This is a genomic window from Tsuneonella sp. HG094, assembly GCF_053819285.1.
The window spans coordinates 278,434-292,107 of the sequence record NZ_JBSORA010000001.1; the positions used below are offsets into that span (position 1 = coordinate 278,434).

The window sequence follows — 13,674 nt, forward strand, 5'->3', positions numbered from 1 at the left end:
GCCGGACTGGTTCCGGCAAGCCGAACGAGAAGGAACCGGATCGATGATCCAGATGCAATCCAATCTCGACGTCGCGGACAACAGCGGCGCCAAGCGCGTCCAGTGCATCAAGGTGCTGGGTGGCTCGAAGCGTCGGACCGCGGGCGTCGGCGACGTGATCGTCGTCTCCGTCAAGGAGGCGCAGCCGCGCACGCGCGTCAAGAAGGGCGACGTTCACCGCGCGGTGATCGTGCGCACCAAGAAGGACGTCCGTCGTCCCGATGGCAGCGTGATCCGCTTCGACAGCAATGCTGCGGTGCTCGTGAACAAGAACGAGGAGCCGATCGGCACCCGTATCTTCGGCCCCGTGGTGCGCGAATTGCGCGGCCGCGGCTTCATGAAGATCATCAGTCTCGCGCCGGAGGTGCTGTAATGGCCGCCGCCAAGATCAAGAAGGGCGACAGCGTCGTCGTGCTCTCGGGCAAGGACAAGGGCCGCACCGGCACTGTCCAGACCGTGATGCCGAAGGACAGCAAGGTCGTCGTCGACGGGATCAACGTGATCGCCCGTCACCGCAAGCCGAGCCAGACCAACCCGCAGGGTGGCATCGACCGCAAGCCGGCGCCGATGCACATCTCCAAGGTGGCGCTGGCCGATCCCAAGGACGGCAAGCCGACCCGCGTCCGGTTCGAAACGAACAAGGACGGACGCAAGGTCCGCGTCGCCGTCAAGTCCGGGGAGACCATCGATGGCTGAGAAGAGCTACAGCCCGCGCCTCAAGGCTAAGTACGAGGCTGAAATCGCGAAGGCGATGACCGAGAAGTTCGGTTACAAGAACGCGATGGAAGTGCCCAAGATCGAGAAGATCACGCTCAACATGGGCGTGGGCGAGGCGAGCCAGGACAAGAAGAAGGTCCAGACCGCCGCCGAGGAAATGGCGCTGATCGCCGGCCAGAAGCCGGTCATCACCAAGGCGAAGAAGTCGATCGCGCAGTTCAAACTGCGTGAAGGCATGCCGATCGGTGCGAAGGTGACCCTTCGCCGCGAGCGCATGTACGAGTTCCTCGATCGTCTCGTCACGATCGCCATGCCCCGCATCCGCGACTTCCGCGGGCTGAACCCGAAGAGCTTCGACGGGCGCGGCAACTATGCGATGGGCCTGAAGGAACAGATCATTTTCCCCGAAATCTCGTACGACAGGATCGAGAAGGTCCGGGGTATGGACATCATCGTCACCACCACCGCGAAGACCGACGACGAGGCGCGCGAGCTGCTGCGCCTGTTCGGTTTTCCGTTCCCCCGCGAGGAAGCTGCTGAAGAGCAGCAGGCCGCGGCGTGATCCAGATTTAAGGAAGAGAGCTTAAGTCCATGGCGAAACTGAGTTCCATCAACAAGAACGAGCGGCGCAAGAAGCTCGTGAAGAAGTACGCGGGCAAGTACGCTCGGCTGAAGGCCGTTGCCGACGACGAGTCGAAGGACGATGGCGAGCGCCTGATCGCGCGCCTGAAGCTGGCCGAAATCCCGCGCAACGCGAACCCGACCCGGGTCCGTAACCGCTGTTCCACCACCGGCCGCCCGCGCGGCTATTACCGCAAGTTCGGCCTTTGCCGCATCGAGCTCCGGGACCTTGGCAACAAGGGCATGATCCCGGGTCTCACGAAGTCGAGCTGGTGAGGATCTGACCGATGGCTATGACCGATCCCCTGGGTGACATGCTCACCCGCATCCGCAACGGCCAGCAGGCGAAGAAGGACTCTGTCCTGACCCCCGCCAGCAAGCTGCGCGCGAACGTGCTCGAAGTGCTCCAGCGCGAAGGCTACATCCGTGGCTTCAGCGAAGACGCCACCGGCAAGCACCCGGCGCTGCGGATCGAACTGAAGTATTTCGAAGGCGAGCCCGCGATCAAGCACGTGGCCCGCGTCTCGAAGCCCGGCCGCCGCGTCTATTCGGGTTCCAAGGAACTTCCGGTGGTGCGCAACGGCCTCGGCATCACCATCGTCTCGACGCCGAAGGGCGTGCTTTCCGACGCCGAAGCCCGTGTCCAGAACGTCGGCGGCGAAGTGCTGGCGGAGGTGTTCTGATGAGCCGCATCGGCAAAGTTCCCGTTCCAGTGCCGGCCGGTGTTTCCGCCGACACCTCGGACGGCAATCTGGTCGTCAAGGGCCCGAAGGGCACCCTGTCGCTGACCATGCGCGACGAGATCAGCTATACGGTCGAAGACGGCCGGATCCTCGTCCGCCCCGCCAACGACACCAAGCAGGCGCGTGCCTTCTGGGGCATGCAGCGTACGCTCGTGTCGAACCTGGTCGAAGGCGTGACGAACGGCTTCACCAAGACGCTCGACATCAAGGGCGTCGGCTACCGTGCCAATGCGCAGGGCAACAAGCTCAAGCTTCAGCTCGGCTATTCGCACGACGTCGATCTCGCTGTGCCGGAAGGCCTTGAGGTGAAGACTCCCGACCAGACCACGGTCGAGGTCTCGGGCATCGACAAGCAGGCCGTTGGCCAGTTCGCCGCCGAAATCCGCCGCTGGCGCAAGCCCGAGCCTTACAAGGGCAAGGGCATCGCCTATCGCGGCGAGTACATCTTCCGCAAGGAAGGGAAGAAGAAGTAAGATGGCAAAGCTTTCCCTCTTCGAGCGCCGCCGCCGCCGCGTGCGCACCGCGATCAAGTCGCGCGCGGGTGACCGTCCGCGTCTGTCGGTGCACCGCACGGGCCGACACATCTATGCGCAGATCATCGACGATGCCGCCGGCAAGACCGTTGCCACGGCGAGCACCCTGGGCGCCAAGTCCAGTGGCGCCAACGTCGATGCCGCCGCGCAGGTCGGCAAGGACATCGCCGCCGCTGCCAAGAAGGCCGGCGTTTCCACCGTCGTGTTCGATCGCGGCGGGTTCCTGTTCCACGGCCGCGTGAAAGCGCTCGCCGACGCCGCCCGCGAAGGCGGGCTGGAGTTCTGATGATGGCTGACGAAAACAATACCGCCGAGACCGAAAACGCGGTCGTGAACGCCGAACCGGCGATCGCCGACACCCCCTCGGTCGCCGAGGATACGCCGACCCAGGGCGGCGACGCCGACCAGCCGCGCGGCCGTGGTGCCCGTGGCGGGCGCGGCGGCGACCGTGGCGGCAACCGCGAAGGCGGCCGTGGCCGTGGCCGCGGCGACCGTCGCGACAACCGCCGCGAGGAAGAAGACGACGGCATCATCGAGAAGCTCGTCCACATTAACCGCGTCTCGAAGACGGTGAAGGGCGGCAAGCGCTTCGGCTTCGCGGCGCTGGTCGTCGTGGGTGACGGCGCGGGCCGCGTCGGCTTCGGTCATGGCAAGGCGCGCGAAGTGCCGGAAGCCATCACCAAGGCGACCGCTTCGGCCAAGAAGAAGATGATCCGCGTTCCGCTCAAGGAAGGCCGCACCCTGCACCACGACGGCAAGGGCCGCTTCGGTGCCGGCAAGGTCAACGTCCGCAGCGCGCCCGCTGGTACCGGCATCATCGCCGGTGGCCCGATGCGCGCCGTGTTCGAGAGCCTGGGCGTTGCCGACGTGGTGACCAAGTCGGTCGGTACTTCGAACCCCTACAACATGATCCGCGCCACGTTCGACGCGCTGCAGGACCAGACTTCGCCGAAGTCGGTCGCCCAGCGTCGCGGCAAGAAGGTCGCCGACCTTCTCGGTCGCGGCGGCGCCAGCGCAGCCGAGGCGGAAGCCGACGCTGCGGCGATCACGGAGTAAGTCTGATGGCGAAGATCAAGCTCAAGCAGATCGGCAGCCCGATCCGCCGCCCGGAAAGCCAGAAGAAAATCCTGGTCGGCCTGGGCCTCGGCAAGATGCACCGCGTGGTGGAACTCGAAGACTCCGCCGAAGTGCGCGGCGCCATCGCCAAGCTGCCCCACATGGTCGAGATCGTCGATTAGGCGACATACCGTTTTGTTCGGTTGCGAAGGGCCCCGGGACGATTCCGGGGCCCTTTTCATTTGCTTGCCGTTGAATCCAGATGGCAGTTTTGCGCGTGCAAATGGATAAGGACCGTCGATGAGCCACCCTACCGGAAAGGACGAGCGCGGAGCCTACTTCTATTTCGACCTGTTGCGTTGGCTTGCCGCTTCGCTGGTGGTGATCGAACACTGGCGCGACCTCAGCCTGCTGACGGCGGCCGAGGCGGGTGCGCTTTCGGTCGGTTGGCAAGCTCTCTATTTTGCGACCGGCTTCGGAGCGGAAGCGGTCGTGATATTCTTCGTGCTTTCGGGCTTCTGGATCACCGGCGCCGTCGAACGCAGGTTCGATCGGAAGGATTTCTGGTCGACGTACCTTGTCGACCGCCTGTCTCGCCTACTGATCGTCGTCGTACCTGCGCTGATGCTTGGGGGGCTGCTCGACGGGATCGGCCGTTTCGGCGTCGATGCGCCGCTCTATCGCGGTCTGTCGGGTGCTGTCACCCTCCCTCGGGATATCGCGCCGCAGTTAGGCTTCTGGCCGTTCTTGGGTAACATCCTCTTCCTGCAGACCATCGCGGTTCCAACGTTTGGCTCTAACGGCCCTCTCTGGAGCCTCGCGAACGAGTTCTGGTACTACGTCTGGTTTCCCACGCTCCTGATCCTGATCCGGCTGCGCAAACTGACGGTCGGAATCGCGGGACTCGCCGTCGTTGTCGTCGCTCCGCACCTTCTGGTTGGTTTCCTTGTCTGGTCGATGGGCAGCCTCCTGTTCTATTTCGACCGCCGCGTACCGGCAGGCAGGATGATGTGCAGCGCATGGCATTTGCTGTTGGCTGGGTCCGTCGTGTTGGTGTGCATGTCGCTTGCGCGCCTGGGGCTGGTGCCACACGCAGCAGGCCAACTAGCCACCGGCGCTTCGTTCGCGGTCTTTGCCTGGGTGCTGCTCCGTTACGATCCGCGCCCGATACCTATCGCAGCGCCGTTCGCTCGATTTGGTGCCGAAGCCTCGTTCTCGCTCTATGTGACGCATTTTCCGCTTCTCGCGCTCACCGCTGCCATCGGGATAGCGGGAGGCCGTTTCGAACCGAGTTCGGTATGGCTCGTCGTGTTTGTCGGCGGATACCTGCTGTCATTCGGTTTCGCATGGTGCTTTTCCCGCGTCACGGAACAGAAGACCGCGTCCTTGCGCAACCTCCTGCGCGAGCGGCTTCTCGCCGGTTCAATGCAGCGAGATGCCGTGGGCAACGAGAGATGATGACAAGCGGTCTGCGACTCGCTATGGGGCCGCCCTTCCAACCAGCGCGACAAAAGCGAAAGCGAGTGCATTGACATGAAACTGAACGACATCCGCGACAACGAAGGCGCCCGTCACCGCAAGATGCGGGTCGGCCGGGGCATCGGTTCGGGCAAGGGCAAGACCGCTGGCCGCGGCCAGAAGGGCCAGAAGGCGCGCTCGGGCGTGGCCATCAAGGGCTTCGAGGGCGGCCAGATGCCGCTCCACATGCGCCTGCCGAAGCGCGGCTTCAACAACCCCAACGGCAAGGACTACGCCGAAGTGAACCTGGGCATGATCCAGAAGTTCATCGACGCCGGTTCGCTCAAGACCGATGGCGTGCTCGACCACGATGCGCTCAAGGCCGCCGGCCTCGCGCGTGGCGGGAAGCATGGCGTTCGCCTGCTCGGCAAGGGCGCCCTGACCAGCAAGGTCAGCTTCAAGGTCGCCGGCGCGTCGAAGGGCGCGATCGAGGCGGTCGAAAAGGCCGGCGGCAAGGTCGAAGTGATCGAGGCCGGCAAGCCCGAGGCCGAAAAGAAGGCCGAACGCGCCGCCGCCAACAAGGCCGCCAAAGCCTCCAAGTAACAAAAGTGTGGGCGCGGGGTTCGACATCGGACCCCGCGCTACCTATGTAGCCTCCCTGTGCCGGGAGGGACCGGCGCCCAGAAGGACTTTACGGGTTTCTCATGGCATCACGCGCCGACAATATCGCCAGTTCGCTCAACCTTGCGAACTTCGGCAAGGCGACCGAGCTCAAGAACCGCATCTGGTTCACGATCGCGGCTCTCATCGTCTTCCGCTTCCTCAGCTTCGTGCCCCTGCCGGGCGTGAACCCGCTGATCCTGGAGTCGCTCTACGAGCAGACCCGCGGCGGCATCCTCGACCTGTTCAACACGTTCTCGGGCGGCTCGCTCGAGCGCATGAGCCTTATCGCGCTCGGCGTGATGCCTTACATCACCGCGTCGATCGTGGTGCAGCTGGCCGCCTCGCTCCATCCGGCGCTCGCCGCGATGAAGAAGGAAGGCGCGAGCGGTCGCCAGAAGCTCAACCAGTACACTCGCTACGGCACGGTGTTCCTCTGCGCGATCCAGGGCTGGTTTCTTGCCTCGGGTCTCGAGGCCTACGGCGCGTCGAGCGGCCTGCAGGCAGTAGTGATCCCCGGCCTGATGTTCCGCATCACCGCGGTCATCAGCCTCGTCGGCGGAACCATGTTCCTTCTTTGGCTGGGTGAGCAGATCACCAGCCGCGGCATCGGCAACGGCGTTTCGCTGATCATCATGGCGGGCATCGTCGCCCAGTTCCCCAGCTTCGGTGCCAATCTGTTCGAAGGCGCGCGTTCGGGCTCCATCAGCGGCTTCGTGATCGTCGGCCTCATCGTGATGCTGATCGGCCTCGTGCTGTTCATCTGCTTCATGGAGCGTGCCCAGCGCCGCCTGCTGATCCAGTATCCCAAGCGCGCGAGCGCCAAGGGCATGATGCAGGCCGACCGCAGCCACCTGCCGCTCAAGCTCAACACCTCGGGCGTGATTCCGCCGATCTTTGCGAGCTCGCTGCTGCTGCTGCCGCTGACGGTCAGCCAGTTTGCCGGCCAGTCGATCGATCCGGAAAGCACTGCCGGCGGGGTGATCAACTCGCTGAACTTCTACCTGCAGCACGGGCAGCCGCTCTATCTGGCGCTGTATGCGCTGGGCATCGTGTTCTTCTGCTTCTTCTATACCGCGGTTGTCTTCAATCCCGAGGAAACGGCGGAGAACCTGAAGAAGAACGGCGGCTTCATCCCCGGCATCCGCCCGGGCAAGCGCACGCAGGACTATCTCGATTACGTGCTGACCCGCATCACAGTCATCGGGGCGATCTACCTGACGCTGGTCTGCGTCATTCCGGAATTCATGTTCAGCCAGACGGGCGTCCAGATGGTCATGGGCGGCACCAGCCTGCTCATCGTCGTGAACGTGACCGTGGATACGATCAGCCAGATTCAGTCGCACCTGCTGGCGCACCAGTACGGCGATCTTATCAAGAAGGCCAAGTTGAAAGGCCGACTGCGCTAGGGCAAGGTTTGCGCACGAGGGGGGATTGCCAGCGTGAATATCATCCTGTTGGGACCGCCCGGAGCGGGCAAGGGCACGCAGGCCCAGCGGCTCGTCGAGCAGCATGGGATGCGGCAGCTTTCGACCGGCGACATGCTGCGCGCGGCGGTCAAGGCCGGCACCCCCGTCGGTCTTGAGGCCAAGGCCGTGATGGAGCGCGGCGAACTCGTCTCGGACGAGATCGTCAGCCGCCTGATCGATGCGGAACTTGCCGCGATGGGCGCCGGGGTCGGCGCGATCTTCGACGGCTATCCGCGCACTGAAGCTCAGGCGTACGCGCTCGACGCCATACTCGACGCTCATGGACGCACTCTCGACCACGTGATCGAACTCGACGTGAACGAGGACGCTCTGGTCGAACGGATCACCGGCCGCTTCACCTGCGCCAGTTGCGGCGAGGGCTATCACGACGTGTTCAAGCAGCCCGTCGTCGAAGGAACGTGCGACCGCTGCGGCTCGACCGAGTTCAAGCGCCGGCCGGACGACAACGAGGAGACCGTGCGCACCCGCATGGCAGAATATCGCGCGAAAACCGCGCCGATCCTGCCGGTCTACGAAGCCCGCGGGATCGTTCACCGCGTCGACGGCATGGCCGACATCGGCGAGGTCTCGGGCGCAATCGAGGCGATCCTCGCGTCGTAGCCCCTTTTCCCCGGCGCGCTTGCATGGAATAGAGCGCGCAAGGGGGAATGCACGATGCACCGGATCATTCTGGCAACCGCGCTCGCGCTGGGGCTGACGGCACCCGCCGCCGCCGAGGTCGTCCAGACCTCGACCGATCATTTCGTCACCCGCGATTCGGTCACGGTGAGGGCCGCGCCGAAGGCGGCATGGCTGACGCTGATCGCTCCGGCGGAATGGTGGGACGATACCCACACCTGGTCGGGCAAGGCGGCGAACATGTCGATCGTCCCGCAGGGCGGCGGCTGCTTCTGCGAGCGCATCCCCGAAAAGGACAGCACCGCCAGTGTCGGCCTTGCGGGCAGCGCGCAGCACATGACGGTGCTGATGGCCGAGCCGATGAAGGTGCTGCGGATGCGCGGCGGGCTGGGTCCGTTGCAGTCCGAACCGGTCGATGGCGTGCTGACCATCACGATGCAGCCCGACAAGGCATCGGGCGGCACGAAGATGGTGATGGAATATGTCGTCGCCGGGCACATGCGGTTCGAGGTGACGAAGATCTCCAAGGCGGTCGACGAAGTGATGAGTCTGCAACTCGGCCGCCTCGCCGACAAGCTGGGCCGCGTCGATGCCCCGCCTGCTGCCAAGCCGGCCGAGCCCAAGGCCGAGGCAGCCAAGCCCGCAGCAGCAAAGCCCGCGCCTGCCAAGCCCGCCGCGAAGTTGGAGGATGGGGACGATGTCGGCGCCGCACTCGACGCGATGGGCAAGAAGGACGACTGATCGCGCGCCAGCGGGCTTTGACGGGACGCGCAAACAGGTGTAATGCGGGTCCATCAATCGAGCAGCGGGGCCTCACTGGCGCTCGCGCTCGTTTTCGTGCGCTCGGGCATTGACGGCGCAGGCGAATCGCCTTAAGCGCGCCCACATTCGACACAAGCGGGGTGAGTCCGGCAGGCGGTTGCCATCGTGCACGCCATCCGGGCTTTTTGCCGTCAGGGCGTTTCGCGAGCGTCGGATGCAAGCGATGAGATAGGGACCGGCACCAGCCAAATGTCCCTGTGGAGCATGGAGAAGTAAGTGGCACGTATCGCCGGGGTCAATCTCCCCACCAACAAGCGCGTTATCATCGCGCTGACCTACATCCACGGTATCGGCCGCACCACGGCCGTGAAGATCGCCGACAAGCTCGGGATCGACCACACCCGCCGCGTGCAGGACCTGTCCGACGCCGAGGTGCTGCAGATCCGTGAGACCATCGACGCCGATCATCCGGTCGAGGGCGACCTTCGCCGCGAAACCGCGATGAACATCAAGCGCCTGATGGACCTCGCCAGCTATCGCGGTCTGCGCCACCGCAAGGGCCTGCCGGTCCGCGGCCAGCGCACCCACACGAACGCCCGCACCCGCAAGGGCAAGGCCAAGCCGATCGCCGGCAAGAAGAAGTAAGCCTGCGCCCCGGGCCAGTGGCCTCGGCAGCAGCTTCTCTCTTGGATTTAGGACAGGAATTCCCACATGGCACGTGAACCCCAGCGCATTCGCCGGCGTGAACGCAAGAACATCTCGAGCGGCGTCGCGCACGTCAACGCCAGCTTCAACAACACCATGATCACCATCACCGACGCACAGGGCAACGCGATTTCGTGGTCGTCCGCGGGCATGATGGGCTTCAAGGGCAGCCGCAAGTCGACTCCCTATGCCGCCCAGGTTGCCGCCGACGATGCCGGCAAGAAGGCCGCCGAACACGGCGTCCGTACGCTGGAAGTCGAAGTCAAGGGCCCCGGCTCGGGCCGCGAGAGCGCGCTGCGCGCCCTCCAGGCGGTCGGCTTCACGATCACCTCGATCCGTGACGTCACCCCGATCCCGCACAACGGGGTCCGGCCTTCGAAGCGCCGCCGCGTCTGATTGCCTGCCCGGCGGCAGGGTCGCTCCCCGCCGCCGTTTTCTCGGGGATCGGACGCCGTTCGGGGCCGGTCCCGCACCCATTTGAACCCCAGGGGATATCCATGGCCGTCAACACCAAGAACTGGCAGGAACTCAAGAAGCCCAACAACCTCGAGGTCAAGGACGCCGCGAAGGGCCGCAAGGCCACTTTCGTCGCCGAGCCGCTCGAGCGTGGTTTCGGCCTCACCCTCGGCAACGCGCTGCGCCGCGTGCTGCTTTCCTCGCTCCAGGGCGCAGCGATCACCTCGATCAAGATCGAGAATGTACTTCATGAGTTTTCGTCGCTCGCCGGCGTGCGCGAGGACGTGACCGACATCGTCCTCAACGTGAAGCAGATCGCCCTCAAGATGGAAGGCGAAGGCCCGAAGCGGCTCCAGCTCGCCGCCACCGGCCCGGGTGAAGTCACAGCCGGCGACATCGCCGTGTCGGGCGACATCGAGGTCATGAACAAGGATCTCGTTATCTGCCACCTCGACGAGGGTGCGAACCTCAACATGGAACTGACCGCCGACACCGGCAAGGGCTACGTCCCCGCCGTGGGCAACCGTCCCGTCGATGCACCGATCGGCCTGATCCCGGTCGACTCGCTGTATTCGCCGGTGCGTCAGGTCAGCTACAAGGTCGAGAACGCCCGCGTCGGCCAGGAACTCGACTTCGACAAGCTGAGCCTCACGGTCGAGACCGACGGCACCGTCACCCCGGAAGACGCGGTGGCCTATGCCGCGCGCATCCTGCAGGACCAGCTCGCGCTGTTCGTCCACTTCGAGGACGGCGTGCCGGCCGCCTCGAGCCCGATGATCGGCATGGCCGCTCCGGCCGAAGAGAGCGACGCCAACCAGCTCAACCGTTACCTCCTCAAGAAGGTCGACGAGCTCGAGCTGTCGGTGCGTTCTGCGAACTGCCTCAAGAACGACAACATCATCTACATCGGCGACCTGGTTCAGAAGACCGAGGCCGAGATGCTCCGCACGCCGAACTTCGGCCGCAAGAGCCTCAACGAGATCAAGGAAGTCCTGAGCTCGATGGGCCTGCGCCTCGGCATGGACATTCCCGGCTGGCCGCCGGAGAATATCGAGGAAATGGCGAAGAAGCTCGAGCAGGAGCTGCTGGGCTAATAGCCGAACGGGGCATGGGCCGGACCCCTTTATCCGGCCTGCATCGGGGTACCTGACACGGCCCCCCTACGAACGAAGGAACCGAAGAAATGCGTCACGGAATCAAGGGCCGCAAGCTCCAGCGCAAGAGCGGCCACCGCGCCGCGCTGCTGCGCAACCTCGCAGCCTCGCTCATCAAGCACGAGCAGATCCTCACCACCACGCCCAAGGCGAAGGAACTGCGTCCCTACGTCGAGAAGCTGATCACGCTCGCCAAGCGCGGCGGCCTCAGCAACCGTCGCCTCGCGATGGGCCGTCTCGGCGACGAGACCCAGCTCAAGAAGCTGTTCGAAGTGCTGGCCGAGCGGTACGCCGACCGTGAGGGTGGCTACACCCGTATCATCAAGGCCGGCATCCGCCAGAGCGACGCCGCCCCGATCGCGGTCATCGAGCTCGTCGACCGCGACGTCGAGGCGAAGGGCCAGGACTCGGGTCCGGTGATGAACCAGGACGAGGACGAGTTCGAGGACGCCTGAGGCTCCGCTCGCAACGAGACAAGCGAAGGGCCGGGGGGAAACCTCCGGCCCTTTCCTTTTGCGCATCCGCTGGCAAGGTGCGTGCCATGATCCGCTCCATTTTTGCCGCGCTCGCGCTGCTCCTCGCCACTGCTCCGTTCTGGCCAGCCACCGCCCAGACCGAGCAGGAGCGATTGCAGGCGCGGTACGACCGGGCGCTGGCAGCCGGCTACAAGGCGTTGATGCTCTGCGGCGCGATCGCCAGCACCGAGGCGACCGCGCATCGCCGCGAGCCGGACTCGGTCCTCCAGTGGGAACTCACCGGCATCCAGGCCCCGCTCGACGCGATCGTGGCCGGGTTGCCGCATGTCATCGACTATGGCGCCGACGGAATGCTCGACAGCGTCTCGGTCGCGTGGGCCGATGACATGCCGCCGCGCATCGCGGCCAACCGGGCTGGTGCCGGTTGCGCGAGCCTGCCGATCGGGGCCGACAAGCCGGCAGAGGTGCTGCGCGAAGGTGCCATTGAGGCGAGCCGCGCCGCGCGTTCAGTCTCGCCCATCGACAAAGGCCCGTTGGCAGCCCTCGCGCGGACGGGATTCGATGCGCGCTACGGCGACAAGGCGCGGACCACGTCTGTCCTTGTCCAGCGCGGAGGCAAGATCCTTGGCGAAGCGTTCGCCCCCGGTTTCGGTCCGGAAACGACACAGCGCACCTTCTCGGTCGCGAAAAGCATCGCTGCGACCATGATCGGCGCGGCCGTCCTGCGCAGCGAAGTGCAGGTGAATGCGTCGGCCGGACTCGGCGAAAGTGCGGACGATCCACGCCGTGCGATCACCATCGACCAGGCGCTGCGCATGGCATCGGGTCGCTTCTCGGACACCGTCGGCGCGCGCACCGATCCGCTCTACTACGGCGGCTCGAGCGTCGAAGAGACCGCGACCGGTTGGCCGCTCGTGCATGCGCCAGGCACCGTGTTCCGCTACGCGAACAACGACACGCTGGCGGCGATCCGCGCGATCAAGCCGACATTTGCCGCTCATCCACCGGCGGCCCTGTTCGCGAAACTCGGAATGACGCAGACCTTCGCCGAGACCGATTGGCGGGGCGACTATGTGCTGTCGAGCCAGGTCTGGGCCACTCCGCGCGACCTCGCGAAGCTCGGCCAGCTATACCTCCAGAAGGGGCGCTGGAACGGCGAGCAGGTCATTCCGGCGGACTGGCTGGCGTACGTTTCCAGTCCCAGCGGCCCCCAGCCGACTGGCGAGCAGGGCTACGGCGCGGGTTTCTGGCTGCTCAACAAGAGCGTGGGCATTCCCGCCGATACGATCGCGATGAACGGCAATCGCGGGCAGTACGTGGTGATCGTCCCGAGCCGCGACATGGTCATCGTCCGCCGCGGCGAGGATCCGCCGGGAGCGCGATTCGACCTGATCGGGTTCGTGCGCGACGTTCTCGCGGGGGCGGCGTCGTAAACAGCAATAACCGTGCCACGTTCAGTTTCGCGTGGATCTAGCTGAACGGAACCTTTCACCCCAATTCAGGCTTGTCTCAGTGCGACTCGAATACAACCGGGTCAGAAGGCGGGAGAACCCTCTCCCGAGCAACTGTGAGGTTAGTCATGAAGACCATTTCGAAGGCCCTCGTCGGAACCGTCGCGGCTGGCGCGATGGCTCTGGCTTCCGCGAGCCCTGCCATGGCGCAGGACCGTTACCGCGATCGCGGCGACGGCATCTCGGCGGGCGACATCATCGCCGGTGCACTTGTGATCGGCGGTATCGCCGCTGTCGCCAGCTCGATCGGCAAGGACCGCGGCTATCGCGGAACCTACGGCGAGCCGTATTACAACGGCAACAACGGCTACTACAACAACGGCTACGGATACGATTACGGTCGCTATGGCGACTCGCGCTCGGCCGTCCAGCAGTGCGTCAACGCCGCCCAGCGCGGAGCCTATGGCGCCCGCGTGACCGACATCCGGAACATCGATCGCAAGCGCGACGGGTACAAGGTGAAGGGCACCGTCATCGTCAACGAGCGTGGCGGCGGCTGGGGCCGTGACTACAACTACCGCTACAGCGGCCGGAACTACGACCGCGGCACGTTCAGCTGTGACGTGCGGTACGGCCGCGTCGTCGACCTCGATTACAGCGGCCTCAGGAACGACAACCGCTACGGTTACAACAACAACCGTTACGGCTGGTAAGTCCCACTCTGACCACGACGGG

Annotated in this window: 20 protein-coding genes; all 20 read left to right on the forward strand. The window is 65.0% G+C overall.

Features of this window, described 5'->3' with window-relative positions; all coding sequences use genetic code 11:
• Nucleotides 1–43: 43 nt before the first annotated feature.
• The 20 genes from rplN (at nt 44) to ACWPMX_RS01475 (ending at nt 13,652) form a co-directional block, all read left to right on the forward strand.
• Nucleotides 44–412 (forward strand): 50S ribosomal protein L14, encoded by a 369-nt coding sequence (rplN, locus tag ACWPMX_RS01380; protein ID WP_057884052.1) that lies wholly within the window; start codon nt 44–46, stop codon nt 410–412.
• The gene (gene rplX / locus ACWPMX_RS01385; RefSeq protein ID WP_455698258.1) at nt 412–735 is read left to right on the forward strand and encodes a 50S ribosomal protein L24; all 324 of its coding nucleotides are present in this window, start codon (nt 412–414) and stop codon (nt 733–735) included. Before rplN ends, rplX begins: the two co-directional genes overlap by 1 nt.
• The gene (gene rplE, locus ACWPMX_RS01390) at nt 728–1,318 is read left to right on the forward strand and encodes a 50S ribosomal protein L5 (protein WP_455698259.1); all 591 of its coding nucleotides are present in this window, start codon (nt 728–730) and stop codon (nt 1,316–1,318) included. The genes rplX and rplE overlap by 8 nt, the downstream gene beginning before the upstream one ends.
• A 29-nt stretch (nt 1,319–1,347) precedes the next feature.
• A complete protein-coding gene (gene rpsN / locus ACWPMX_RS01395; RefSeq protein WP_455698260.1) occupies nt 1,348–1,653 on the forward strand; it encodes a 30S ribosomal protein S14 in 306 nt (101 codons plus the stop codon).
• Nucleotides 1,654–1,664: 11 nt separating this feature from the next.
• Nucleotides 1,665–2,060 carry a 30S ribosomal protein S8 gene (rpsH, locus tag ACWPMX_RS01400; protein WP_455698261.1) on the forward strand — a complete coding sequence of 132 codons (396 nt, stop codon included), beginning with the start codon at nt 1,665–1,667 and terminating at the stop codon, nt 2,058–2,060.
• The gene (gene rplF / locus ACWPMX_RS01405; RefSeq protein ID WP_455698262.1) at nt 2,060–2,593 is read left to right on the forward strand and encodes a 50S ribosomal protein L6; all 534 of its coding nucleotides are present in this window, start codon (nt 2,060–2,062) and stop codon (nt 2,591–2,593) included. The genes rpsH and rplF overlap by 1 nt, the downstream gene beginning before the upstream one ends.
• 1 nt (nt 2,594) lies before the next feature.
• Nucleotides 2,595–2,939: a 50S ribosomal protein L18 gene (rplR, locus tag ACWPMX_RS01410; protein WP_455698263.1), complete on the forward strand. Its 345-nt coding sequence runs from the start codon at nt 2,595–2,597 to the stop codon at nt 2,937–2,939.
• Nucleotides 2,940–2,941: 2 nt separating this feature from the next.
• The gene (rpsE, locus tag ACWPMX_RS01415; RefSeq protein WP_455698264.1) at nt 2,942–3,709 is read left to right on the forward strand and encodes a 30S ribosomal protein S5; all 768 of its coding nucleotides are present in this window, start codon (nt 2,942–2,944) and stop codon (nt 3,707–3,709) included.
• 5 nt (nt 3,710–3,714) lie between these two features.
• Nucleotides 3,715–3,891, forward strand: a complete 177-nt coding sequence (gene rpmD / locus ACWPMX_RS01420; RefSeq protein WP_455698265.1) for a 50S ribosomal protein L30 — start codon at nt 3,715–3,717, stop codon at nt 3,889–3,891.
• Between the two features lie 118 nt (nt 3,892–4,009).
• Nucleotides 4,010–5,167: an acyltransferase family protein gene (locus ACWPMX_RS01425; protein ID WP_455698266.1), complete on the forward strand. Its 1,158-nt coding sequence runs from the start codon at nt 4,010–4,012 to the stop codon at nt 5,165–5,167.
• A 75-nt stretch (nt 5,168–5,242) separates the two neighbouring features.
• The gene (rplO, locus tag ACWPMX_RS01430; RefSeq protein ID WP_455698267.1) at nt 5,243–5,770 is read left to right on the forward strand and encodes a 50S ribosomal protein L15; all 528 of its coding nucleotides are present in this window, start codon (nt 5,243–5,245) and stop codon (nt 5,768–5,770) included.
• Nucleotides 5,771–5,871: 101 nt separating this feature from the next.
• Complete coding sequence (gene secY / locus ACWPMX_RS01435) at nt 5,872–7,236, forward strand: preprotein translocase subunit SecY (RefSeq protein ID WP_455698268.1); 1,365 nt, start codon at nt 5,872–5,874, stop codon at nt 7,234–7,236.
• Nucleotides 7,237–7,269: 33 nt separating this feature from the next.
• Nucleotides 7,270–7,917: an adenylate kinase gene (locus ACWPMX_RS01440; protein WP_455698269.1), complete on the forward strand. Its 648-nt coding sequence runs from the start codon at nt 7,270–7,272 to the stop codon at nt 7,915–7,917.
• A gap of 54 nt (nt 7,918–7,971) precedes the next feature.
• The gene (locus tag ACWPMX_RS01445) at nt 7,972–8,676 is read left to right on the forward strand and encodes an SRPBCC family protein (protein WP_455698270.1); all 705 of its coding nucleotides are present in this window, start codon (nt 7,972–7,974) and stop codon (nt 8,674–8,676) included.
• A 297-nt stretch (nt 8,677–8,973) separates the two neighbouring features.
• Nucleotides 8,974–9,342, forward strand: coding sequence for a 30S ribosomal protein S13 (gene rpsM, locus ACWPMX_RS01450; RefSeq protein WP_455698271.1), 369 nt, complete (start codon nt 8,974–8,976; stop codon nt 9,340–9,342).
• Between the two features lie 66 nt (nt 9,343–9,408).
• Nucleotides 9,409–9,798 (forward strand): 30S ribosomal protein S11, encoded by a 390-nt coding sequence (rpsK, locus tag ACWPMX_RS01455; RefSeq protein ID WP_047820301.1) that lies wholly within the window; start codon nt 9,409–9,411, stop codon nt 9,796–9,798.
• Between the two features lie 101 nt (nt 9,799–9,899).
• Entirely contained in the window at nt 9,900–10,952 is a 1,053-nt protein-coding gene (locus tag ACWPMX_RS01460; RefSeq protein WP_455698272.1) for a DNA-directed RNA polymerase subunit alpha, read from the forward strand.
• A gap of 89 nt (nt 10,953–11,041) precedes the next feature.
• Complete coding sequence (gene rplQ / locus ACWPMX_RS01465) at nt 11,042–11,467, forward strand: 50S ribosomal protein L17 (protein WP_455698273.1); 426 nt, start codon at nt 11,042–11,044, stop codon at nt 11,465–11,467.
• 86 nt (nt 11,468–11,553) lie between these two features.
• A complete protein-coding gene (locus ACWPMX_RS01470; RefSeq protein WP_455698274.1) occupies nt 11,554–12,921 on the forward strand; it encodes a serine hydrolase domain-containing protein in 1,368 nt (455 codons plus the stop codon).
• A gap of 146 nt (nt 12,922–13,067) precedes the next feature.
• Complete coding sequence (locus ACWPMX_RS01475) at nt 13,068–13,652, forward strand: hypothetical protein (RefSeq protein ID WP_455698275.1); 585 nt, start codon at nt 13,068–13,070, stop codon at nt 13,650–13,652.
• Nucleotides 13,653–13,674: the final 22 nt, after the last annotated feature.